The sequence below is a fragment of the Variovorax soli NBRC 106424 genome (assembly GCF_001591385.1).
Classification (GTDB): Bacteria; Pseudomonadota; Gammaproteobacteria; order Burkholderiales; family Burkholderiaceae_C; genus Variovorax; species Variovorax soli.
In genome coordinates this window covers 1-20,674 of record NZ_BCUU01000030.1, presented here as the reverse complement: position 1 = coordinate 20,674, position 20,674 = coordinate 1, and the positions used below count along the sequence as shown (strand labels likewise).

Sequence of the window (20,674 nt, the reverse complement as noted above, 5' to 3'; positions counted from 1 at the left end):
AGCTGCGGCTTATCTCACAGCGCGCCGTTCGCACGCCTGGCGTCGGCAGCGCCCCGCACCCGATTTTCGAAGGAGACACATCCATGCACGATCCCGGCCTGAACTTCGACCTGGGCGACACCATCGATTCCCTGCGCGACGCCATTCGCGCCTTTGCCGAGGCCGAGATCGCGCCGCGCGCCGCCGAGGTCGACCGCGACAACCTCTTCCCGCACGACCTGTGGAAGAAGCTGGGCGACCTGGGCCTGCACGGCATGACGGTGAAGGAAGAGTACGGCGGCACGCAGCTGGGCTACCTGGCGCACATCGTGGCGATGGAAGAAGTCTCGCGCGCCTCGGCCTCGGTGGGCCTGTCGTACGGCGCGCACTCCAACCTGTGCGTCAACCAGATCCATCGCAACGGCAGCGAGGCGCAGAAGAAGAAGTACCTGCCCAAGCTGGTGAGCGGCGAGCATGTGGGCGCGCTGGCCATGAGCGAGCCCAACGCGGGCTCCGACGTGGTGAGCATGAAGCTCAAGGCCGAGAAGAAGAACGGCTACTACGTGCTCAACGGCTCCAAGATGTGGATCACCAACGGCGGCGACGCCGACACGCTGGTCATCTACGCCAAGACCGAGCCCGAGATGGGCGCGCGCGGCATGACAGCCTTCATCGTCGAAAAGGGCTTCAAGGGCTTTTCCGCCGGCACCAAGCTCGACAAGCTGGGCATGCGCGGCTCCAACACCTTCCCCCTCTTCTTCGACAACTGCGAAGTGCCCGAAGAGAACGTGCTGGGCGGCGAGGGCAACGGCGCCAAGGTGCTGATGAGCGGCCTGGACTACGAGCGCGCCGTGCTCTCCGGCGGCCCGCTGGGCATCATGGCCGCCTGCATGGACGCGGTGATTCCGTACGTGCATGAGCGCAAGCAGTTCGGCCAGAGCATCGGCGAGTTTCAGCTCATGCAGGGCAAGATCGCCGACATGTACAGCACCTGGCAGGCCACCCGCGCCTACGTGTACGCCGTGGGCAAGGCCTGCGACCGCAACGACCATGCGCGCACCTTCCGCAAGGACGCGGCCGGCGCCATCCTGTACTCGGCCGAGAAGGCCACCTGGATGGCCGGCGAAGCCATCCAGGCGCTGGGCGGCGTGGGCTACACCAAGGAGTTCCCGGTGGAGCGCCTGTGGCGCGATGCCAAGCTCTACGAGATCGGCGCGGGCACCAGCGAAGTGCGCCGCATGCTGATCGGCCGCGAGCTGTTCAACGAGACGGCCTGAGTCGATTTTTTCCCTCTCCCTCTGGGAGAGGGCAGGGTGAGGGCATGCGGCGGTGGTGGACGGCTGTGGTCCATTGAGTCGCGCGTGCCCTCACCCCCACCCTCTCCCAGGGGGAGAGGGAGTGAATATAAGGAGACACTGATGACCAGCCAGAGCTATGCCAAGGGCGACACCACGCCGCCGCTGATCGAACAGACCATCGGCGAATTCTTCGATGCCATGGTGGCGCGGCAGCCAGAGCGCGATGCGCTCATCAGCCGCCACGAAGGCCGGCGCTTCAGCTACCGCGAGCTGCAGGCCGCCGCCAACCAGCTGGCCAGCGCGCTGCTCAAGACGGGGCTGGTGCCGGGCGACCGCATCGGCATCTGGTCGCACAACAACGTGGCCTGGGTGCTGATGCAGATTGCCACCGCCAAGGCGGGGCTCATCCTGGTCAACATCAACCCGGCCTACCGCACGGCCGAAGTCGAATACGCGCTGAACAAGGTGGGCTGCAAGGCGCTGGTGACCATGCCGCGCTTCAAGACCAGCGAGTACCTGGGCATGCTGCGCGAGCTGGGTGCCTCGGCCAAGCTGCCGCAGCTGAAGAACATCTGGTGGATCGATCGCGCGGGCGATGCCGACGAAGCCGGCGCACAGCGCTTCTCGGCGCTGCTGGCCTCGGGCGACGCGCAGGACGCGCGCGTGGCGCAGGTGCAGAAGACGCTGAAGGCCACCGACCCGATCAACATCCAGTTCACCAGCGGCACCACCGGCTTTCCGAAGGGCGCCACGCTCACCCACCGCAACATCCTCAACAACGGCTTCTTCATCGGCGAGTGCATGAAGCTGACGCCCGCGGACCGCCTGTGCATTCCGGTGCCGCTGTACCACTGCTTCGGCATGGTGCTGGGCAACCTGGCCTGCCTCACGCACGGCTGCGCCATCGTCTATCCCAACGACGGCTTCGACCCGCTCACGGTGCTGGAGACGGTGCAGGCCGAGAAGTGCACCGGCCTGCACGGCGTGCCCACCATGTTCATCGCCGAGCTGGACCATCCGCGCTTCGCGGAGTTCGACCTGTCGACGCTGCGCACGGGCATCATGGCCGGCTCGCCCTGTCCCATCGAGGTGATGAAGCGGGTGGTGGACAAGATGCACCTGTCCGAGATCACCATCGCCTACGGCATGACCGAGACCAGCCCGGTGAGCTGCCAGAGCAGTACCGACACGCCGCTGGAAAAGCGCGTGGCCACGGTGGGCACGGTGCAGCCGCACCTGGAGATCAAGATCGTCGACCCAGAGACCGGCGCCGTGGTGGCGCGCGGCGAGCGCGGCGAGTTCTGCACGCGCGGCTACTCGGTGATGCACGGCTACTGGGCCGATGCGGAAAAGACCGCCGAGGCCATCGACGCCGAAGGCTGGATGCACACCGGCGATCTGGCCACCATGGACGACGAGGGCTACGTGAACATCGTCGGCCGCATCAAGGACATGGTGATTCGCGGCGGCGAGAACATCTACCCGCGCGAGATCGAGGAGTTCCTGTACCGCCACCCGAAGGTGCAGGACGTGCAGGTGGTGGGCCTGCCCGACAAGAAGTACGGCGAGGAACTCTGCGCCTGGATCATCGCCAAGCCGGGCCACCAGGTGACGGAAGAGGACGTGCGCGAGTTCTGCAAGGGCCAGATCGCGCACTACAAGGTGCCGCGCTACATCCGCTTCGTCGATGCCTTCCCGATGACGGTGACGGGCAAGATCCAGAAGTTCAAGATCCGCGACGAGATGAAGGCGCTGCTCAAGCTCGACGAGGAGAAGACGGCTTGACGCCTGCGCCTCGTCAGCTGCGGGAAGGCTTAAGTCGGCTGTCCGTGGAACGCCTTGTTGGCGATCTTCCAGCCTTCCTCCGTCTTGAGCAGCACGAAGTAGTCGGTGAAGGTGACCGGGCCGTGGATCAGCGTGATCTTGGCGCAGGCCGCGGTGCCGTGCACGTCGATCCAGTCGATGCGGCGCACGCGGGTGGCTTCGTCGGGCGCGGGCGTGCCCTTGAAGCGCTCGCAGTAGACCTCGCGCGTCCAGGAGGTGAAGGGGCCTTCGCGCATCGACTCGATGTGCGCGGTGGGCAGGAAGGCCTGGCGCATGCAGGACGCATCGTCCTTGGCGTGGCCCTGGAAGTACTGCTCGATCGGCACGCGCACTGCTGCTTCTTCGGCGGTGGCGGTGGAGGCGTCGTAGGCGCGCGGGACGGCGGGGGATGTGGCGGTCATGGTGTTGTTGCCTCTGTTGTTGCTTGGAATGGGGCGCCGATTCTGCCAGCCTGCCGGGCCCCTCGCGCCTCAGCGCTCACGGTCCGCGGCCGCCGGTGGCGGCGCCGCCTCGGCCGTCTTGCGTGCCACCTTCAGGCGCTTGATCAGCGAGATCTCGGACAGGTCCAGCTCGGCCACCAGGCTGCGCAGCGACTCGTCGTTGATGCGGTGGGCATGGCGCTCGGCGTACAACGTGTCGCGCTCGATGTGCAGGCACGCGAGGCGCAGTTCCAGCTCCATCAGGTAGCGCTCGTTGCGCTGCCGCTGCGCTTCGGGCGATTCGGCGCGCGCCTCGGGCGTGGCGCCTTCGCCATCGTCGCCCAGCAGCCCGATGCGCCGGCGGTAGTCCTGCGTGAGGCGGCCCACGGCCTCCTGGTACTGCGTGACCCAGTCCGGGTCGCGGGCCTCGGGCCGGTCCGGGTCGAGCGCCAGGCTGGCGATGGCGGCGCGGCAGGCGGCCAGGCGTGCCTCGCGTTCCTCCCGTGCCTCCAGCGGATCGGCAACCTCGGGCAACCGGCGCAGGATCAGCGGCAGGCCGACGCTCGCCAGCACCAGCGTCACGATGATGGTGCCGGTGGCCAGGAAGATGAGCAGGTCGCGCGCCGGAAAGGGCGTGCGGCCGTCGCTCATCACCAGCGGCACCGACAGGGCACCGGCCAGCGTCACCGCGCCGCGGATGCCGGCCAGCGTGCTGGCCAGGTTGAGCAGCCTGGAGGGGCCGCGCACCATCTTGCCTTCCAGGTGCGCCTTCAGGAGGCTGCCCTGCACGGCCAGCTGCAGCCAGCCCCAGCGCAGCAGCAGCAGCGCGGCGCAGATGGCCAGCACGTAGCCGGCCAGCTGCCAGCCCGGGTATTCGGAGCCCGCCATGCTGGCCAGGATGGACGGCAGCTGCAGCCCCAGCAGCAGGAAGATCGCGCCGTTGAAGGCCGATTCGATCATGGCCCAGGCGCCCGCCGTCTGCATGCGCTCGGCAATGAAGTCGCCGCGCTGCAGGTCGGCGTAGTTGGTGGCGAAGCCGGCCGCCACCGCAGCCAGGATGCCCGAGACGCCCAGCCGTTCGCCCAGCATGTAGGCGGCAAAGGGCAGGAGCAGGATCAGCATCACCATCTGCGTGGCGGCCACGTCGCCCACGCGGCGCGTGACCACGTCGCGCAGCCAGGCAAAGCCCCAGCCCAGCCCCACGCCCACGGCCAGGCCGCCCACGGCCACCCAGGCGAATTCGCGCGCCACGCCGGTCCAGGAGAACAGGCCCGTGAGCGTGAAGGCCACCGCGAACTTCAGCGCCACCAGGCCCGATGCGTCGTTGAGCATCGACTCGCCCTCGAGGATGTGCATGGTCTTGGGCGGCATGCCCAGGTTGCGCGTGATGGCCGAGACGGCCACCGCGTCGGTGGGCGAGACCACCGCGGCCAGTGCGAACGCCACCGTCAGCGGCATCGTGGGAATCATCCAGTGGATGAGCCAGCCCAGGCCCAGCACCGTGACCAGCACCAGGCCCAGCGCCAGCCGCAGGATGGGCTTGTACAGCTTGAAGAACTCGCGCTTGGGAATGCGCCAGCCGTCCGCGAAGAGCAGCGGCGGAATGAACAGCAGCAGGAACAGTTCCGGGTCGAACGCGATGTGCAGGCCCTGGCGCGGCCACGAGATCAGCGCGCCCAGCGCGATCTGGATCAAGGGCAGCGGAATGGCGCGCAGGTAGCGGGCGGCAATGCCCGTCACCGCGCCCAGCATCAGCACCACGAGGACGGTTTCAACGGTATTCACGAAGGCAGGAAGTCGAGTGGCATGAAGGCCTGTGGCCCGCATCATCGCGCACGGCGGCTGCCCACAACCAGCACTGAAGAACAAACATGAGCAAACTCGTCACCCAACTCAACCCACGCTCCGAGGCTTTCCAGGCCAATGCATCGGCCATGCGCGCGCTGGTCGACGACCTGCGCGCCCAGTTCACGCAGGTGGAGGCCGGCGGCGGCGAAGCGGCGCGCGCCAAGCACACCGCGCGCGGCAAGCTGCTGCCGCGCGAGCGCGTGGCGCAGCTGCTGGACCCGGGCACGCCCTTCCTGGAGCTGTCGCCGCTGGCGGCACACGGCATGTACAACGGCGACGCGCCGGGCGCGGGCATCATCGCCGGCATCGGCCGCGTCAACGGCGTGGACTGCATGGTGGTGTGCAACGACGCCACCGTGAAGGGCGGCACCTACTACCCGATGACGGTGAAGAAGCACCTGCGCGCGCAGGAGATCGCCGAGCAGAACCGCCTGCCCTGCATCTACCTGGTCGATTCCGGCGGCGCCAACCTGCCGAACCAGGACGAGGTCTTTCCCGACCGCGACCATTTCGGCCGCATCTTCTACAACCAGGCCAACATGAGCGCCCAGGGCATCGCGCAGATCGCGGTGGTGATGGGCTCGTGCACCGCCGGCGGTGCCTATGTGCCGGCGATGAGCGACGAATCGATCATCGTCAAGAACCAGGGCACCATCTTCCTGGGCGGCCCGCCGCTGGTGAAGGCCGCCACCGGCGAAGTGGTGAGCGCCGAAGACCTGGGCGGCGGCGACGTGCACACGCGCCTGTCGGGCGTGGCCGACCACCTGGCGCAGAACGACCTGCATGCGCTGGCGCTGGCGCGCACGGCGGTGGCCAACCTCAACGCGTCCAAGGCGGCCGATGAGGGCGAAGCGCCGCGCGCGCCGGCCTACGACGCGCAGGAGCTCTACGGCGTGATCCCCACCGACACGCGCAAGCCCTTCGACGTGCGCGAGATCATCGCCCGCATCGTCGATGGCAGCGAGTTCCACGAGTTCAAGGCGCGCTTCGGCACCACGCTGGTGTGCGGTTTTGCCGAGATCGAGGGCATGCCGGTGGGCCTCGTGGCCAACAACGGCATCCTGTTCAGCGAGTCGGCGCAAAAGGGCGCGCACTTCATCGAGCTGTGCTGCCAGCGCAAGATACCGCTGGTGTTTTTGCAGAACATCACCGGCTTCATGGTGGGCCGCAAGTACGAGAACGAGGGCATCGCCCGCCACGGCGCCAAGATGGTGACGGCGGTGGCCACGGCCAACGTGCCCAAGTTCACCATCATCATCGGCGGCAGCTTCGGCGCGGGCAACTACGGCATGTGCGGCCGCGCCTACTCGCCACGCTTCCTGTGGATGTGGCCGAACGCGCGCATCAGCGTCATGGGCGGCGAGCAGGCGGCCAGCGTGCTGGCCACGGTGAAGCGCGACGGCATCGAGGCCAAGGGCGGCCAGTGGAGCGCCGAGGAGGAAGAGGGCTTCAAGAAGCCCATCCGCGACCAGTACGAGCGCCAGGGCCATCCCTACTACGCCACCGCGCGCCTGTGGGACGACGGCATCATCGATCCGGCCGACACCCGCCGCGTGCTGGCGCTGGGCCTGGCCGCTACGCGCAACGCGCCGGTGCCCGAGCCGCGCTTCGGCGTGTTCCGCATGTAAGTCGGGAAGCGAGGTCCGCCATGCAGATGGAAAGCTACTTTGCCGCCCTCGCGCGCTACCACGCGTGGGCCACGGCGCGCCTGCTGGACGAACACCTGGCGCACCTCACCGATGCGCAATGGCACCAGGACTGCAAGCTCTTCTTCGGCTCCGTCCACCGCACGGTGAACCACCTGCTGGTCACCGACAACCTCTGGTTCGCGCGCCTGGCCGAAGGCGTCTCGCCGCGCATGGCGCTCGACACCGAGCTCTATCACGAGCGCGATCCGCTGGCGGCGGCGCTGAAGGCGGCCACGCGGCGCTGGTCGCCCTGGCTCGCGCAGGTGGACGCGTCGCGCTTTGACGGCGACCTGGTCTACACCCGCAACAACGGCGAGGAAGTGCGCGTGCCCTGCGTGCTGGCGCTGGGCCACGCCTTCAACCACCCGACCCACCACCGTGGCCAGATCTCGGCAGCGCTCACCGGCATGGACCGGCCCGCGCCCGAGCTGGACTGGATCTACCTGCTCCAACAAGAGGCACGCAACGCATGACCACCACCGCCACTTTCAACACGCTGGAACTGCAGGTCGAAGGACCCGTGGTGCGCATCTGGCTCAACCGCCCCGAGATGCGCAATGCCATCGACGACGTGTTCATCCGCGAACTGGGCGAGGCCTTCGCCCAGGCCGAGGCGGCACCCGGCGTGCGCGCCGTGGTGCTGGGCGGGCGCGGGCCGGCCTTCTGCGCGGGTGCCAACCTCAACTGGATGAAGAAGGCCGCCGACTACACGCGCGAGCAGAACCTGCAGGACGCCGCCGGCCTGCCGCGCATGCTGCGCACGCTGGAGGGCAGCCGCCTGCCGGTCGTCGCGCGCATCCAGGGCGATGTGTACGCGGGCGGCATGGGGCTGGTGTCGGTCTGCGACGTGGCCATCGCGGCCAGCAGCGCCAACTTCTGCCTGAGCGAAGTCAGGATCGGGCTCATTCCGGCCACCATCAGCCCCTATGTGATCCGCGCCATGGGCGCGCGCGCGGCGCAGCGCTACTTCCAGACGGCCGAGCGCTTCGGCGCGGCCGAGGCGCACCGCATCGGCTTCGTGCATGAAGTGGTCGATGCCGACGCGCTCGATGCCAAGGTCGACGAAGTCCTCAAGAACATCCTGGCCGCCGCGCCCGGCGCCGTGGCCGAAAGCAAGCGCCTGTGGCGCGACATGGCGGGCCAGCCCATCACCGAGGCGCTGAACGCCGATACGGTGGAGCGCATCGCCACCCTGCGCGCCAGCGACGAAGGCAAGGAGGGCTTGCGCGCCTTCCTGGAAAAGCGCAAGCCCAGCTGGGTGAAGCCGCAGGCCTGAGAAGCGAAGCCCTAAAGGCACCGCCATGATCGACACCTTCATCCAGTGGCTGGCCCGCATCGGCCTGCATCCAGGGCCGGACCTGGCGCAGGCCGCCGATGCCGCCAGTCGGCATGCCAGCCAGGCCCTGGGCCAGATGGACATGCCGGCGCTGTTGGCGCTGGCGGGTGCGCTCGGCTGGGCCAGTGGTTTCCGGCTGTACGCGGTGACCTTCCTGGTGGGCGCGATGGGCGCGGCCGGCTGGATCGTCTTGCCCACGGGCCTGCAGGCCTTGCAGAGCCCCATCGTGCTCGGCGCCAGCGGCTTCATGCTGCTGGTCGAGTTCTTCGCCGACAAGATTCCCTGGGTAGACAGCGTGTGGGACTCGATCCACAGCGTGATCCGCATTCCCGGCGGCGCGCTGCTGGCGGCGGGCGTGTTCGGCGGCGACAACGTCGCCTGGGGCATGGCGGCCGGCCTGCTGGGCGGCACGCTGGCCGCCACGTCCTTTGCCACCAAGGCCACCGCGCGGGCGGCCATCAACACCTCGCCCGAGCCTTTCAGCAACTGGCTGGCGTCGTTGTTCGAGGACGGGCTGGTGGTGGGCGTGGTGTGGCTGGCCACGCAGCACCCGGCCGCCTTCGGCATCGCGCTGCTGCTGATGCTGGCGCTGTCGGTGCTGCTGCTGGTGGTGCTGTGGAAGTTCTTGCGCGCCGTGCTGCGCAAGCTGCGTACTTTTTTTGGCGGGGCCGATCAGACGACCCCGCAGATCTGAATTCAAGGAGAACTGGCTGTGTTCAAGAAGATCCTCATTGCCAATCGCGGGGAGATTGCATGCCGCGTTGCGGCAACCGCCGGCCGCATGGCCATCCAGACGGTGGCCGTGTATTCCGATGCCGACACGCACGCCAACCATGTGCGCGCCTGCGACGAGGCCATCCACCTGGGCGGCAGCGCGCCCAAGGACAGCTACCTGCGCTGGGAAAAAATCCTCGAGGCGGCCAAGGCCACCGGCGCGCAGGCCATCCACCCCGGCTACGGCTTCCTGTCGGAGAACGAGGACTTCGCCCGCGCCTGCGCCGAGGCCGGCCTGGTCTTCATCGGCCCGCCGGCCGAGGCCATCCTGGCGATGGGCCTGAAGGCCGAATCCAAGCGCCTCATGGAAAAGGCCGGCGTGCCGCTGGTGCCCGGCTACCACGGTGCCGAGCAGGACCCGGCGCTGCTGCAGCGCGAGGCCGACCGCATCGGCTATCCCGCGCTCATCAAGGCCAGCGCGGGCGGCGGCGGCAAGGGCATGCGCATCGTCGAGAAGAGCGAGGACTTTGCAGCGGCGCTGGCATCGTGCCAGCGCGAAGCCATCAACAGCTTCGGCAGCGACGCGGTGCTCATCGAGAAATACGTGCAGCGCCCGCGCCATATCGAGATCCAGGTGTTCGGCGACACGCACGGCAACTACGTCTACCTGTTCGAGCGCGACTGCTCGGTGCAGCGGCGCCACCAGAAGGTGCTGGAAGAAGCGCCCGCGCCCGGCATGACCGAGGCCATGCGCAAGAAGATGGGCGAGGCGGCGGTGAACGCCGCGCGCGCCGTGAACTACGTGGGCGCCGGCACGGTGGAATTCATCGTGGAGCAGACCGGCGGCTACGAGGACCCGGACGCGATGAAGTTCTACTTCATGGAGATGAACACGCGCCTGCAGGTGGAGCACCCGGTCACCGAAGCCATCACCGGCCTGGACCTGGTGGAGTGGCAACTGCGCGTGGCGGCGGGCGAGCCGCTGCCGCTGAAGCAGGACGAGCTGAAGATCCAGGGCCACGCCATCGAGGCGCGCATCTGCGCCGAGAACCCCGACAACGGCTTTTTGCCCGCCACCGGCATGCTGCACGTGTACCGCAAGCCCGTGCACAGCAGCTTCGAGCGCAGCCCGGTGCGGGTCGATGACGGCGTGCGAGAAGGCGGCCAGATCTCGCCCTTCTACGACTCGATGATCGCCAAGCTGATCGTGCACGGTGCCACGCGCGCCGAAGCGCTGGCGCGGCTCGATGCGGCGCTGGCGCAGACGCACATCGTCGGTCTGGCCACCAACGTGCAGTTCCTGCGCGGCGTGCTGCGCACCGAATCGTTTTCCAAGGCGAAGCTGGACACGGCCCTGATCGAGCGCGAGCGTGCCGTGCTCTTCAACCAGGAACCGCTGGGCCTGCCGCTGGCCGTGGCCGCCGCCGTGGCCGACACCGTGCTGAAGGAACAGGAGGGCGCAGGCCGCGATCCCTTCAGCCGCCGCGACGGCTGGCGCGCGCTGGGCGCGCCGGCGCGCCCCTTCAGCTTCGAATTCCACGGCGACAAGCACGAGGCGCAACTGCGCTACATGCATGACGGCAGCTATCACCTGCGGGTGGGCGAGGTGCAAGGCCCGCTGGTGATCGGCCGCCTGCCCGATGGCGAAACCGAGGTCGATTTCAACGGCCGCCGGCACACGGTGCGCGTCGACGAGTTCGGCGGCACCGCCTATGTCTTCGGCACCCAGGGCGCCACCCGCATCACCGCCATCGACCGGCTTGCGCATGCGGGCGATACGCAGGCCGAAGGCGGGCGCCTCACCGCGCCCATGCCTGGCAAGGTGGTGTCCTTCGCCGTCAAGGCGGGCGACAAGGTCACGCGCGGCCAGCCGCTGGCGGTGATGGAGGCGATGAAGATGGAGCACACCATCGCCGCCCCGGCCGACGGCACCGTCGAAGAGCTGCTCTACCAGCCCGGCGATCAGGTGACCGAGGGCGCCGAACTGCTGCGCCTGGCGGCCTGAACCGAAAGCCCCGGGCGGACGGCAGCCGGAACGCTTGGGGCTAAGCTCGCAGCCATGCGAATCACCGTCTACCTCACTGACAACCGCCCCGAACCCTGGATCAAGGCGCTGCGCGAAGCGCTGCCCGACGCCGAAGTCGACGTCTGGGCGCCCGGCGCGCCGCAGGCCGACCATGCCGTGGTGTGGGCGCCGCCGCAGCAGATGCTGGACGAGCAGGCGCCGGGCCTGCAGGGCATCTTCAACATCGGCGCCGGTGTGGACGCGATCCTGAAGCTGAAGCTGCCGCCCCGGGCGAAGCTGGTGCGCATCGACGACGGCGGCATGGCGGTGCAGATGGCCGAGTTCGTCTGCCATGCGCTGGTGCGCCACTTCCGCGAGCTGGACTACTACCAGGAGGCCGCGAAGGACGGCGAGTGGACCTACCGCCGCCCGCGCCAGCGCCAGGACTTTCCGGTGGGCATCATGGGCATGGGCGTGCTGGGCCAGCGCGTGGCCAAAGCCGTGCAGCACTTCGAGTTTCCGGTCAACGGCTGGAGCCGCTCGCCGCGCGAGGTCGAAGGCGTGCGCGGCTTTGCGGGCGAAGCGCAGCTGAACGACTTCCTGGCCGCCAGCAAGGTCCTGGTGTGCCTGCTGCCGCTCACACCCGACACGCGCGGCATCCTGCGGCGCGAGACATTGGGCAAGCTGCAGTTCGGCGGCTACCTCATCAACGTGGCGCGCGGCGCGCACCTGGTGGAAGACGACCTGATTCCGCTGCTCGACGCGGGCCAGCTTTCGGGCGCCACCCTGGACGTGTTCCAGACCGAGCCGCTGCCCGCCGACCATCCCTTCTGGCGCCACCCGCGCATCACCGTCACGCCGCATGCATCGGCACGCACCCTGCGCGACGAAACCGTTGCGCAGATCGCCGGCAAGATCCGGGCGATGGGGCGCGGCGAGCCCGTGGCCGGGGTGGTCGATACGGTGCGTGGCTACTGATTGAGCGCGCCGGACAATCCGCATTCGATAAAGAGGCCATCCATCATGAACTACCCCTCCCGCGTGAAGATCATCGACGTCGGCCCGCGCGACGGCCTGCAGAACGAGAAGCAGCCGGTGCCCACCGAGGTCAAGCTGGGCCTCATCCAGCGCCTGGAGGATGCGGGCCTGAAGGAGATCGAGGTCACCAGCTTCGTCAGCCCCAAGTGGGTGCCGCAGATGGCCGACAACGCGCAGGTGATGCATGGCCTGCGGCGCAAGCCCGGCGTGCGTTATTCGGTGCTCACGCCCAACATGAAGGGTTTCGAGGCGGCAGTGGCCGCGCCGCGCGAGGAGTGGCCGGACGAGATCGTGGTGTTCGGCGCCGCCAGCGAGGCCTTCAGCCAGAAGAACATCAACTGCTCCATCGCCGAAAGCATCGAGCGCTTTGCGCCGGTGGTGGCGGCGGCGCGCGAGAAGGGCATCGCCGTGCGCGGCGCCATGTCGTGCACCGTGGGCTGCCCGTACGAAGGCGAGATCGCACCCGAGCGCGTGCGCATGCTGGCAGGGCTGATGAAGGACATCGGCGTGGAGCGCGTGGACGTGGCCGACACCATCGGCGTCGGCACGCCGCGCAAGGTGCAGGCCGCGCTGGAGGCCACGCTGGCGCATTTCGGCGTGGACCACATCTCGGGCCATTTCCACGACACCTACGGCCAGGCGCTGGCCAACACGCTGGCCTCGCTGGAGCTGGGCGTGTGGAACTTCCAGTCGTCGTCCGCGGGCCTGGGCGGCTGCCCCTATGCCAAGGGCGCGACGGGCAACGTGGCCACCGAGGACGTGGTGTACCTGCTGCAGGGCATGGGCATCGAGACCGGCATCGACCTGGACAAGCTCATCGACGCCGGGGCGTACATCAGCGAGGCGCTGGGGCGCAAGCCGGCCTCGCGGGCGGCGACGGCGATCCTGAACAAGCGTGCGGCCTAGCGGCAACCGATGAAGCGCCGAAGCGTTCTCGGCTCCACGGCCGCACTTGCCGGCGTATCCTTTCTTTCGGCATGCAAACCTCGGGCCATGGCAGATTCCGAAAACAAGCAAGAAATTGAAGTCAGCGTCTGGACCGACGTCGCGGACACATCCTCGAAGGTCGCTTCCGGACGCTTGAAGCCGAGCGCCAGTTCGCCTGGGCTGTCCTCGCTCGTCGGACCCTTGAAGTGCCAGCTTCCGTCGGGCTTGAATGTCGAGGTTTCTTGCGAACGCATACCCACCGGGGAGTTTCACGTTGGGATATTGCATGACGGAGAACTTGCTTCCATGGGAAAGTACGCTGGCATGCTGGCCGTCCGGATGTTTCCCAGGGCGCACTCTTCCTATGTGGTGAACATCGAGGTGCCGGGGCAGCGGCACGGAGGCTAGGCGGTTTTCTCAACGGAGAACGGAGTCGCAATGAGCATCGAGCGCATCCAGCAGTCGCTGGGCAAACTCAGCAAGCACTTCGAAGGGCAGCCGCAAGACGCGCTGTCCAAGGATGCACCGGCCACGGCGGTGCTCGAGTCAGGCCTGCGGTGCCGCGTCGACGGACCCGGCGGCGTGGCGGTGGTGACCGACATGCCAGTGTCCATCGGCGGCACGAACAGCGCGCCTTCGCCTGGCTGGTTGATGCGCGCGGCGCTCGCGAACTGCGATGCGACGCTGGTGGCCCTTCGTGCGGCGCAACTCGGGATCGTGCTCCAGCACCTTGAAGTGACGGCCGAGAGCGAGTCGGATCACCGTGGCATCCTGGGCCTGGACGAGGCCGTGCCGGCCGGGCCGCTGGATGTGCGCGTCACGGTACGCGTGGCGGCTGAAGGCGTATCGGAAGAACAGCTTCGAGAACTGGTGCATTGGGCGGAACAGCACTCTCCGGTGGGCGACGCGCTGCGCCGCGCGGTGCCGCTGCGGGTAGACGTCGTCACGTCCTGACCTACGGCCGTGCGCCTAAACTCTGGCGCACTCATTCAACAGGAACATGCCCATGTGCGGCGCCGAACTCACAGCCCTCCCCGAAACCGTCCAGCGCGTCGCCCGCCTGCTGCAGTCCGCCGGCCATCCGCACACGCCGCAGATGCTCGACGATGCCGCGCGCACCGCGCAGCAGGCGGCCGATCTCCTGGGCATCGAGGTGGGGCAGGTGGCCAAGAGCATCATCTTCAAGCGCAAGAGCGACAACGTGGCGGTGCTGGTCGTCGCCTCGGGCGACCGCCGCGTGGACGAGAAAAAAGTGGATGCGATCGTCGGCAAGACCGGACGCGCCGATGCCGACTTCGTGAAGGCGGCCACCGGCTTTTCCATTGGCGGCGTGTCGCCCTTCGCGCATGCCACCGAGCCGGTCACGCTGATCGACCGCGAGCTGTTCCGCTTCCAGGAGATCTGGGCCGCCGCGGGCCACCCGCATGCGGTGGTCAAGCTCAGTCCGGCCGAGCTCGAGAAGCTCACCGGTGCGCCGGTGGCCGACGTGGTGCAGCCGCCCGCTTCGTCTTCGTTGTCGTGACGCCGACCACCACGCTGGCGGAACTGGCCCGGCGCGCCGAGGCGGTCTTGCAGCACGCCGCGGCGGCGGGCGAGCCGGTGCCCTCGCCGTGCGTGTCGGTCTGCCGCATGGATGCCGCCAGCGGCCTGTGCCAGGGGTGCTTGCGCACGCTGGACGAGATCGCCGCATGGAGCACCATGGACGATGCGGCCAAGCGCACGATCTGGCTGCACATCGGCCGGCGCGCGGTGCAAGATACGCATCCGACCTGATGGGACTGGACTCACCGAGAGAAGGACAGAGCGACGCCATGAAGAACATCACCTTCTACTACGACTTCATCTCGCCCTTCGCGTACCTGGCTTTCGAGAAGCTGCCCGAGACGCTGGCCGGGCTGAGCTATCACATCCGCTACCGGCCGGTGCTGCTGGGGCCGCTGCTGCGCCACCATGGCCTGCTGGGCCCGGCCGAGGTGCCGAACAAGCGCGACTGGACCTACAAGCATGTGCTGTGGCTGGGCCATGCGCACGACATCCACATCGACATGCCGGCCACGCACCCCTTCAACTCGCTGCCCTACCTGCGGCTGGCGCTGTCCACCAGCCATGACGGCGACACCAGCCGCTTCGTGACCGAGACCATCTTCCGCGACATCTGGCAGGGCGGCGGCGAGCCGGGCGATGCAGCGCAACTGGCGGCGCTCCAGGCCCGGCTGCACCCGGTGCGCGAGGCCGATGCCGACGCGGTGAAGGCGCAGCTGCGTGCCAACACCGACGAGGCCATGGCCGCAGGCATCTTCGGCACGCCCACCTTCGAGGTGGGCGGCCAGAGGTTCTGGGGCTTCGACAGCCTGCCGATCCTGCGCGGCTACCTCGATGGCGACCCGTGGTTCGGCGAGACCGCCTGGCGCCATGCGGCAAACCGCCCCAGCCTGACGGCTCGCGGAAAACCCTGAGCCCCTGCCACCCCCAATTTCCGCATGCCGGAAGTGGCGTCGCGGGTTTGACTCTAGTTCGTCAGCAAACGTTAAGTTTGGCGCAAGCCTAGGGTCAGTCGCCGGCCGAAGAATTCGTCACGGCGCCGAGTCTCGGTGCCGCACCAATTCTTACGATAGGAGACCGACGACATGACAGCCGCACTTGACTCCCGGGGGGCGCCAGTAGCTCCCCGGCCCATGACTGCAGAGGAGAAGAAAGTCATCTTCGCCTCCTCGCTCGGTACGGTTTTCGAGTGGTACGACTTCTACCTGTACGGCTCGCTGGCGGCGATCATCGCCAAGCAGTTCTTCAGCGGCCTGGATGCAGGCGCGGCCTTCATCTTCGCGCTGCTGGCCTTTGCCGCCGGCTTCCTGGTGCGACCCTTCGGCGCCATCGTGTTCGGCCGCCTGGGCGACATGATCGGTCGCAAGTACACCTTCCTGGTCACGATCCTGATCATGGGCCTGTCGACCTTCATCGTCGGCATGCTGCCCAGCTACGCCACCATCGGCGTGGCCGCCCCGGTGATCCTCATTGCACTGCGCATGCTGCAAGGCCTGGCGCTGGGTGGCGAGTACGGCGGCGCAGCCACCTACGTGGCCGAGCACGCCCCGCACGGCAAGCGCGGCGCCTACACCTCGTGGATCCAGACGACCGCCACGCTGGGCCTGTTCCTGAGCCTGCTGGTCATCCTGGGCGTGCGCACCGTGGTGGGCGAAGACGCGTTCGCCGCATGGGCCTGGCGCATTCCCTTCCTGGTGTCCATCGCACTGCTGGCCATCTCGGTGTGGATCCGCCTCTCGCTGAACGAGTCGCCCGCCTTCCAGAAGATGAAGGCCGAGGGCAAGACCTCGAAGGCGCCGCTGTCCGAATCCTTTGGCCAGTGGAAGAACCTGAAGATCGTGATCCTGGCGCTGGTGGGCCTGACCGCCGGCCAGGCCGTGGTCTGGTACACGGGCCAGTTCTATGCGCTGTTCTTCCTGACCGCGCAGCTGAAGGTCGATGCCATCACCGCCAACCTGCTGATCGCCGCCGCGCTGCTGATCGGCACGCCCTTCTTCGTGGTGTTCGGTTCGCTGTCCGACAAGATCGGCCGCAAGCCCATCATCATGGCCGGCTGCCTGCTGGCTGCGCTGACCTACTTCCCGGTCTTCAAGGCGCTGACTGCCGCCGCCAACCCCGACCTGGCCCACGCCCAGGCCACCGCCGCCGTCACCGTGACTGCCGACCCGGCCACCTGCTCCTTCCAGGGCAACCCGGTGGCACGCGAGATCGACTTCAAGAGCTCGTGCGACATCGCCAAGCGCTTCCTGGTGCAGAACTCGGTGAGCTACGACAACATCGCGGGCGCACCGGGCTCCAAGGCCATCGTGAAGATTGGCGACAAGACCATCGAGGCACCCAACGGCACCGTGGTCAAGTCCAAGTTCGACGAGCAGTCGACCAAGGACATCGCCGCCTTCAAGAAGGCCGTGGGCGACGACCTGAAGGCCGCCGGCTATCCAAGCAAGGCCGACCCGGCCAAGATCAACAAGCTCATGGTGCTGGTGATCCTGACCTACCTGGTGATCCTGGTGACCATGGTGTATGGCCCGATCGCCGCCATGCTGGTGGAACTGTTCCCCACGCGCATCCGCTACACCTCCATGAGCCTGCCGTACCACATCGGCAACGGCTGGTTCGGCGGCCTGCTGCCCACCACCGCCTTCGCCATCGTGGCCAGCACCGGCAACATGTTCAACGGCCTGTGGTATCCGATCATCATCGCGACCGTCACCTTGGTGGTGGGCACGCTGTTCATCCGCGAGACCAAGGACGTCAACATCTACGCCAATGATTGACCCACCCCCGACTCTCGCTCACTTCGTGTAGCTCGCATCCCCCCTCAAGGGGGCAACACCAGCGGCCCGGCAAAGCCGGTTCCGCGGTGTTCCCGGCAAGCGCTAGCAAGCGAGTGTTCGACAAAAAGGCTTCATGCGCCGCTTAGCGCGGTCTTGAGGCCTTTTTCTTGAGCGCAGTTGCTCACCCGTCACTCACCCATTCAGGAGGACCTGCACCATGTGGAAGATCGTTGTCGGCTTCGTCGCCTTTGCCGCCATTGCCCTGTTCGTGATCATGAAGGCCGGCGACAAGGTCGACATGTCGGGCGAGAAGCACGGCGGCGACACCACCACGCATGCGCCGGAACCGGCGCCGGCGAAGTAGGGCCTGCCCGCCCGGGGGCGTGCCGTCAGCGCTTGAAGCGGCCGTCCGAGATGATGGACAGGTCGGCGAAGTCGATGCCGCTGTGGTCGGTGGGCGAATAGCTCACCTCCAGCCCGCCGATGTCGTAGCCGCGGATGCTCTCCAGCGCGGCCACCACCCTGGCGCGCGTGGGCTTGGGGCCGGCGCGGCGCAGGCCCTCCACCAGCACCTTCGCGGACGCGAAGCCTTCCAGCGACGCCGGCGAGAGTTCGTTCATGCCCTTGGCGCGGGCCATGCCCAGGGCCTCCTTCACCATGGGGTTGGCCACCGAGCGTTCGTTCGGGAACACCTGCGTGACGATCACGCCCTTGCTGGCGTCGCCCAGCTGCTGGATGAATCCGCTGGACGCGTTGTTGGACAGCGTGACCACCTGCGCTGCCGAGCCCGCCGCGCGCAGCGCCTTCACGCCCTCGACCACCGCGGTGCCGGAGCCGATCCACAGCACGGCCTGCGAGTTGGCCGCCACCAGCTTGGGCACGATGGCCGCGTAGTCGGGCTTGTCGCGGTCCGCCGGCACCACCGCGGCCGGCTCGAAGCCCGCCTTGGCAAAGCCCTTCTTCGCGCCCTCCAGCGCGTCGGCGCCGAAGGAGTCGGTCACGTGCACCACCGAGATGCGGCTCATGCCCACCGTGCTCAGGTGCGCCACGGCCTTCTCGGCCTCGCGCTGGTAGCTGGAGCGCACATTGAACACGTGCTTCTGCACCGGCTGGTGCAGCGCCATGGCGCCGGTGGAGGGCGCGACCAGCGCCACGCCATTGGCATCCAGCAGCGGAATGATCGATTGCGTGTGGGGCGTGCCGCGCGTCATGAACATGGCCAGCACCTGCTTCTGCTCGATGAGCACCTTGGCGTTGGCGCTCGCACGCTTCACATCGAAGGCGTCGTCCATGCGGGTGATCTCGATGCGTTCGCCATGCACGCCGCCTTGCGCGTTGACCGCATCGATCACCAGCTGCGCGCCGGCAATGGTTTCGTTGACGCTGGCGGCCACCGAGCCGCTGATGCCCGCCGTCTGGCCGATCACCAGCTGGGCCTGGGCCATGCCGCATGCGCCAAGGCATGCCAGGGTGAGGGCGGCGGCGCGAAGGCTGCCGGCGAATCGCTTGGTGCGCATGGGTCTCGTCTCTTGTATGTAAGCAAATGCTTCAGGAGGCGATATTGGCGCGTGAAGTGGCTCGATCTTTGATTCGGGAAAACCCGCTGTGAGCGGTTTTCGAGACACTCTTTGGGGCGAATGTCACGAGAAGGTTCGCGTTTCTGGCACATCGCGCCTAGCGTGTCCGGCGCACATGCGGCGTGCCATCGGCCCCAATCCCTGACTCGGCGAGCCGGCATCGTGGCATGGCAGCAGCCTGTCAGCCGGCCCTCCATAGAATGTTTGCCCCACCCATCAAGGCACGCATGACACAGGGCTCCATCCGGATTCGCGGCGCACGCCAGCACAACCTTCGCAACCTCGACCTCGACATCCGCACCGGCGAGCTGACGGTGGTCACGGGCCCCAGCGGCTCGGGCAAGTCCAGCCTGGTCTTCGACACGCTGTTTGCCGAAGGGCAGCGGCGCTATGTCGAAACCTTCTCGGCCTACGCGCGCCAGTTCCTGGACCGCATGGACAAGCCGGCGGTGGACCGGGTGGAAGGCGTGCCGCCGGCCATCGCCATCGACCAGACCAACCCGGTGCGCTCCTCGCGCTCCACGGTGGGCACGATGACGGAGCTCAACGACCACCTCAAGCTCCTGTTCGCGCGCGCCGGCCAGCTGTTCGACCGCGAGACGGCGCTGCCGGTGCGGCATGACTCGCCCGACTCCATCTATGCCGAGCTGAGCGCCCGCGCCGCAGCCAATGGCGATCCGCGCGTGGTGCTGACCTTTCCGGTGGAACTGCCCGGCGGCACGAGTGCCGAGGAAGTCGAGCAATGGCTGTCGGCCAGCGGCTTCACGCGCGTGCAGGCCGAGCGCGAGGTGGCCACGCCCACCGGGCCGCGCAAGCTGCTCGATGTGGTGGCCGACCGCTTCCGCATGTCGAGCGCCGAGCGCGCACGCGTGATCGAGGCCATCGAGGTCGCGCTCAAGCGCGGCTCGGGCAAGCTCACCGTGTATGCGCTGCCGGCGGATGAAAGCACCCAGCCCGAGATCTGGAAGTTCTCCACCGGCCTGCACTGCCCGGAAAGCGACATCCGCTACGCCGACCCGCTGCCCTCGATGTTCTCCTTCAACTCGGCGGTGGGCGCCTGCGACACCTGCCGCGGCTTCGGGCGCGTCATCGGGGTGGACATGGGTCTGGTCATTCCCAACGACAAGCTCACGCTGCGCGCCGGCGCCATCAAGCCGATCCAGACACCGGCCTGGAAGGAATGCCAGGACGACCTCATGCGCCATGCCGAGGCCGCGGGCATTCCGCGCGACACGCCCTGGGTCAAGCTCACGCCCGAGCAGAAGGAATGGGTGATCGAAGGCTCCCCCCACTGGAAGGGCAAGTGGAACCAGCAGTGGTACGGCATCCGCCGCTTCTTCGGCTACCTCGAGAGCAAGGCCTACAAGATGCACATCCGCGTGCTCTTGTCCAAGTACCGCAGCTACACGCCCTGCCCGGTGTGCGGCGGGGCGCGCCTGAAGCTGGAAAGCCTGCTGTGGCGCATCGGCGGCAAGGACGATGCCGATGCGGTGCTGGCGCCGGAAAAGCGCTTCATGCCCGTGGGCGCGAAGTGGTCGCGCACACAGCTCGAGGCGCTGCCGGGCCTGAACCTGCACGACCTGATGCTGCTGCCCATCGAGCGGCTGCGGCAGTTCTTCGACCGCCTCTCCTCTCCCTCCCCCTCTGGGGGAGGGCAGGGGTGGGGGCACGCCCCGCATTTGCGCGAGGGCGCAAGCCCCCA

General features: G+C 67.8%; 20 protein-coding genes. 17 read left to right on the top strand and 3 right to left on the bottom strand.

What is annotated here, in order from left to right; all coding sequences use genetic code 11:
• Nucleotides 1-83: 83 nt before the first annotated feature.
• Nucleotides 84-1,256 (top strand): isovaleryl-CoA dehydrogenase, encoded by a 1,173-nt coding sequence (locus VSO01S_RS11215; RefSeq protein ID WP_068642333.1) that lies wholly within the window; start codon nucleotides 84-86, stop codon nucleotides 1,254-1,256.
• A gap of 141 nt (nucleotides 1,257-1,397) precedes the next feature.
• Nucleotides 1,398-3,062 carry an AMP-binding protein gene (locus VSO01S_RS11210; protein WP_068642331.1) on the top strand — a complete coding sequence of 555 codons (1,665 nt, stop codon included), beginning with the start codon at nucleotides 1,398-1,400 and terminating at the stop codon, nucleotides 3,060-3,062.
• A 29-nt stretch (nucleotides 3,063-3,091) separates the two neighbouring features.
• Here the strand turns inward: VSO01S_RS11210 and VSO01S_RS11205 are convergent, their stop codons facing one another.
• Both VSO01S_RS11205 and VSO01S_RS11200 read right to left on the bottom strand, forming a co-directional pair.
• Nucleotides 3,092-3,502 carry a nuclear transport factor 2 family protein gene (locus VSO01S_RS11205; protein WP_068642329.1) on the bottom strand — a complete coding sequence of 137 codons (411 nt, stop codon included), beginning with the start codon at nucleotides 3,500-3,502 and terminating at the stop codon, nucleotides 3,092-3,094.
• A gap of 69 nt (nucleotides 3,503-3,571) precedes the next feature.
• Nucleotides 3,572-5,305, bottom strand: a complete 1,734-nt coding sequence (locus VSO01S_RS11200; protein WP_068642388.1) for a Na+/H+ antiporter — start codon at nucleotides 5,303-5,305, stop codon at nucleotides 3,572-3,574.
• Between the two features lie 86 nt (nucleotides 5,306-5,391).
• Here VSO01S_RS11200 and VSO01S_RS11195 point away from each other — a divergent pair, with 86 nt between their 5' ends.
• The 14 genes from VSO01S_RS11195 to VSO01S_RS27715 all read left to right on the top strand — a co-directional run bounded on the left by VSO01S_RS11195 (nucleotide 5,392) and on the right by VSO01S_RS27715 (nucleotide 17,759).
• Nucleotides 5,392-6,996, top strand: coding sequence for a carboxyl transferase domain-containing protein (locus VSO01S_RS11195; protein WP_068642327.1), 1,605 nt, complete (start codon nucleotides 5,392-5,394; stop codon nucleotides 6,994-6,996).
• A 20-nt stretch (nucleotides 6,997-7,016) separates the two neighbouring features.
• Complete coding sequence (locus tag VSO01S_RS11190; protein WP_068642325.1) at nucleotides 7,017-7,529, top strand: DinB family protein; 513 nt, start codon at nucleotides 7,017-7,019, stop codon at nucleotides 7,527-7,529.
• Entirely contained in the window at nucleotides 7,526-8,332 is an 807-nt protein-coding gene (locus VSO01S_RS11185) for an enoyl-CoA hydratase/isomerase family protein (protein ID WP_068642323.1), read from the top strand. The genes VSO01S_RS11190 and VSO01S_RS11185 overlap by 4 nt, the downstream gene beginning before the upstream one ends.
• A 25-nt stretch (nucleotides 8,333-8,357) precedes the next feature.
• Nucleotides 8,358-9,086 carry a DUF4126 domain-containing protein gene (locus tag VSO01S_RS11180; RefSeq protein WP_068642321.1) on the top strand — a complete coding sequence of 243 codons (729 nt, stop codon included), beginning with the start codon at nucleotides 8,358-8,360 and terminating at the stop codon, nucleotides 9,084-9,086.
• Nucleotides 9,087-9,104: 18 nt separating this feature from the next.
• Nucleotides 9,105-11,111 (top strand): acetyl/propionyl/methylcrotonyl-CoA carboxylase subunit alpha, encoded by a 2,007-nt coding sequence (locus tag VSO01S_RS11175; RefSeq protein ID WP_068642319.1) that lies wholly within the window; start codon nucleotides 9,105-9,107, stop codon nucleotides 11,109-11,111.
• Between the two features lie 54 nt (nucleotides 11,112-11,165).
• The gene (locus VSO01S_RS11170; RefSeq protein WP_068642317.1) at nucleotides 11,166-12,089 is read left to right on the top strand and encodes a 2-hydroxyacid dehydrogenase; all 924 of its coding nucleotides are present in this window, start codon (nucleotides 11,166-11,168) and stop codon (nucleotides 12,087-12,089) included.
• Nucleotides 12,090-12,134: 45 nt separating this feature from the next.
• A complete protein-coding gene (locus VSO01S_RS11165; protein ID WP_068642315.1) occupies nucleotides 12,135-13,055 on the top strand; it encodes a hydroxymethylglutaryl-CoA lyase in 921 nt (306 codons plus the stop codon).
• Between the two features lie 87 nt (nucleotides 13,056-13,142).
• Entirely contained in the window at nucleotides 13,143-13,484 is a 342-nt protein-coding gene (locus tag VSO01S_RS11160) for a hypothetical protein (RefSeq protein WP_068642313.1), read from the top strand.
• 30 nt (nucleotides 13,485-13,514) lie between these two features.
• The gene (locus VSO01S_RS11155) at nucleotides 13,515-14,030 is read left to right on the top strand and encodes an OsmC family protein (protein WP_068642311.1); all 516 of its coding nucleotides are present in this window, start codon (nucleotides 13,515-13,517) and stop codon (nucleotides 14,028-14,030) included.
• Between the two features lie 52 nt (nucleotides 14,031-14,082).
• Nucleotides 14,083-14,598: a YbaK/EbsC family protein gene (locus VSO01S_RS11150; RefSeq protein ID WP_068642309.1), complete on the top strand. Its 516-nt coding sequence runs from the start codon at nucleotides 14,083-14,085 to the stop codon at nucleotides 14,596-14,598.
• Nucleotides 14,595-14,849 (top strand): DUF1289 domain-containing protein, encoded by a 255-nt coding sequence (locus VSO01S_RS11145; protein WP_373282890.1) that lies wholly within the window; start codon nucleotides 14,595-14,597, stop codon nucleotides 14,847-14,849. The genes VSO01S_RS11150 and VSO01S_RS11145 overlap by 4 nt, the downstream gene beginning before the upstream one ends.
• Nucleotides 14,850-14,887: 38 nt before the next feature.
• Nucleotides 14,888-15,532 carry a 2-hydroxychromene-2-carboxylate isomerase gene (locus VSO01S_RS11140; protein WP_068642307.1) on the top strand — a complete coding sequence of 215 codons (645 nt, stop codon included), beginning with the start codon at nucleotides 14,888-14,890 and terminating at the stop codon, nucleotides 15,530-15,532.
• Nucleotides 15,533-15,703: 171 nt separating this feature from the next.
• Nucleotides 15,704-17,395 carry an MFS transporter gene (locus VSO01S_RS11135; protein WP_068642305.1) on the top strand — a complete coding sequence of 564 codons (1,692 nt, stop codon included), beginning with the start codon at nucleotides 15,704-15,706 and terminating at the stop codon, nucleotides 17,393-17,395.
• Between the two features lie 217 nt (nucleotides 17,396-17,612).
• Nucleotides 17,613-17,759, top strand: coding sequence for a hypothetical protein (locus VSO01S_RS27715; protein ID WP_169804092.1), 147 nt, complete (start codon nucleotides 17,613-17,615; stop codon nucleotides 17,757-17,759).
• 25 nt (nucleotides 17,760-17,784) lie between these two features.
• Here VSO01S_RS27715 and VSO01S_RS11130 read toward each other — a convergent pair whose 3' ends face one another.
• Nucleotides 17,785-18,912: an ABC transporter substrate-binding protein gene (locus VSO01S_RS11130; RefSeq protein ID WP_068642303.1), complete on the bottom strand. Its 1,128-nt coding sequence runs from the start codon at nucleotides 18,910-18,912 to the stop codon at nucleotides 17,785-17,787.
• A 287-nt stretch (nucleotides 18,913-19,199) separates the two neighbouring features.
• On the opposite strand from VSO01S_RS11130, the gene VSO01S_RS11125 reads away from it, so the two are divergent.
• A partial coding sequence (locus VSO01S_RS11125) for an excinuclease ABC subunit UvrA (protein ID WP_506016901.1) occupies nucleotides 19,200-20,674 on the top strand: 1,475 nt, incomplete at its 3' end.